Below are 2,437 nucleotides of genomic sequence, written 5' to 3' on the forward strand. Positions count from 1 at the left end.
GAAACGAAATAGGGCTTCGTGTGTCCGTAGGACATATGGAGCCCCTGTTGTACGTCCTTCTCTCTTATGGGTATTGGTATCCCATTACTTATTTTCTGTCTTCCTTTTTTTCATTAATCATTTTTGTTTAGTCTCTTTTTCTTTCCCATATTTCCTATAACTATTGTACTTCTCTATTCTAAGATCCCTTTTCTTCAATCATATTTTCGCATAGGGCATTAACATTCCCTCCATGCGTATTTTCGCATAGCTTCTCCTTAGTTATTCTCACTTTTCCTGTGTATCCCCCTTTCTTCTCATTAGTACCGGTGGTGCCCTAGTTGGATGAAAAGTTTGTATGGTTATCATTTGCGCCTTTGCGCAAGATTTGCAGATATTATAATCTTCCCATTTTTGTGCGCATACCTCTGTCCATTTCTTCTTCCCCCCTTTTATTGGCGAGCAAGGAACCTTCATTACGCGTTGTATCTTCCAGAGTTTTTCCCTATTTGAGGATGCCAGGAATCCGTAGTGTCTGATTCGTACAAATCCGGCTGGAAGTATATGCTGACTAAACCTGTGCAAGAACTCCTCTCCGGTTAAAGTCATCATCTTACACTTTCGGTTGTCTTTATAATCTTTATATTCAAATGTGACATGCCTATCTGTGATTTGCTTGATTCTGGAATTACTTATAGCCACCCGATAAGAATATCTTCCCAGGTATTCAACGACTTTGTCAGTCCCTTTGAAAGGCGCCTTGCTGTAAACGACCCATTCCTTCTCGAAGAGTCTCTTCCTGACAGGAGCTGGGATTTTTACCGATTTGGTCAATTCCTTCATGAATTTAGCCCGAAAGACCTTACTCATGCCTTTGACTGTAAAGAGGAATGCCTTCCGGTTATACACATTTTCATAAGTCTTCCATTTCCCGTCTTCCCGTATGCCTCCTCCCGGGACAATACAATGTACATGTGGATGATAATGCAGGTTACTTCCCCAGGTATGTAGTATGGCTGTCATGCCTGTCTGAACCCCCTGGTTGCCGGAAAATCTCTCTATCGTTCCCCAGGCGGCCTTGAAGAGGGAGTTATATACGGCTTTCATGTTTGCCAGTGACAGGGAATGAAGTTCTTCCGGCAAAGTGAATACCACATGGAAATAATTAACAGGCAATATCTCCTCTTTGCGGGCCTGTATCCACAATTCCCGTTCTATGCCTTGACATTTGGGGCAATGGCGGTCACGGCAGCTGTTGTAGCTGACGCGCACCGCACCGCATTCGCTACAAGCGTCCACATGCCCTCCCAAGGCGGAAGTCCGGCATTGCTCCAAATGGGAGAACACTTTAAGGACTTGTTTGCAAGGTGAATACTTTTCTAAAAAAGCATCCTTGAAACGGGTGATAATATGGGCTACTTCCAATGAGGTCCTCATTCCGCTGACTTTTGAATACCGGTTGGAAACAGCCTGTCCAAGGGGCTAAAGGCCCTTCCTCCTTCAGGCAGGGAAGCCAGATGAAGGTAAATCATGGTTGTTTTGATATTTGCATGGCCGAGCAAGTCACGGATACGCAGGATGTTCTCACCCATTTCCAACAAGTGGGTGGCATAGCTGTGGCGCAGGGTGTGGAGCGTGCAAGGCTTAAGAATCCCCGCTGTACGCACGGCATCACGAAACAGATAACGGACCTCCTGTTCGGTTACCGGCTTGCCGGGGGAATCATTAAACAGATACATACAAGGGTCATATGCTTCCAAATACCGTTTCAATACAATCTGGACATTGGAAGAGAGGGGGACATAACGGTCCTTTTTGCCTTTTCCTTGATGCACGAAGACCTGCATGCGGTCATTGTCTATCTGGTAAAGACGGAGATTGATTAATTCGCTCATACGCAGGCCGCAGGAGTAAATCAACGAAAAGATAGCCTTGCTGCGTATGCTGGAAGTGACAGACAATAAACGACGGATTTCGTCCTGAGATAACACGATGGGAAGCTTTTTATCCTTGCGGATACTCGGAAGAGGTACTGTAAAAGAGGAAAGACCCATCATTTTACGATAGCAGCGTAAGCTATAAACGGTATGTTTGAAATAACTCAGACCGGGTGAAGGGCTGCGAGAAAGGAGCATGCTGAAGTAATCACGGCAATCATCTGCTGTCAAGGACTCGGGAAGCTTTCTGAAATGAAGGCAGATGGCAGATAACTTGTGACAATAAGCACTGATGCTACCCGGGGAATATTGACGGACTTGGAGTTCTTTCGAAAATTTTTCATATCTTTGCTCAAACTCCGGAATGGAGAAACAAGCACGCTGAACAATATTGGCCATAGTGATGGAGGTATTTAGTGGAACATTGGTTATGTCACCGCTAAAGTTCAGCAAAAAAAAGGAATCCCGCATACATATAGCTAAACTTTAGCTAAAACGTATGCGGGATTTAGTACAACTAC

2 protein-coding genes are annotated in these 2,437 nt (G+C 44.7%); both read right to left on the minus strand.

Annotated features, from left to right (window positions below; all coding sequences use genetic code 11):
* Positions 1-267: 267 nt before the first annotated feature.
* A complete protein-coding gene (locus tag BN161_RS27705) occupies positions 268-1,416 on the minus strand; it encodes an IS91 family transposase (RefSeq protein ID WP_044272555.1) in 1,149 nt (382 codons plus the stop codon).
* Positions 1,413-2,315, minus strand: a complete 903-nt coding sequence (locus BN161_RS27710) for a tyrosine-type recombinase/integrase (protein ID WP_052356440.1) — start codon at positions 2,313-2,315, stop codon at positions 1,413-1,415. The genes BN161_RS27705 and BN161_RS27710 overlap by 4 nt, the downstream gene beginning before the upstream one ends.
* Positions 2,316-2,437: the final 122 nt, after the last annotated feature.

Source organism: Bacteroides timonensis, assembly GCF_000513195.1.
GTDB classification, from domain to species: Bacteria; Bacteroidota; Bacteroidia; order Bacteroidales; family Bacteroidaceae; genus Bacteroides; species Bacteroides timonensis.

Bases quoted from the DNA above. Each gene is read 5' to 3' on its own strand.
- BN161_RS27705 (WP_044272555.1), bottom strand. From the start codon at position 1,416: ATGAGGACCTCATTGGAAGTAGCCCATATTATCACCCGTTTCAAGGAT.
- BN161_RS27710 (WP_052356440.1), bottom strand. From the start codon at position 2,315: ATGGCCAATATTGTTCAGCGTGCTTGTTTCTCCATTCCGGAGTTTGAG.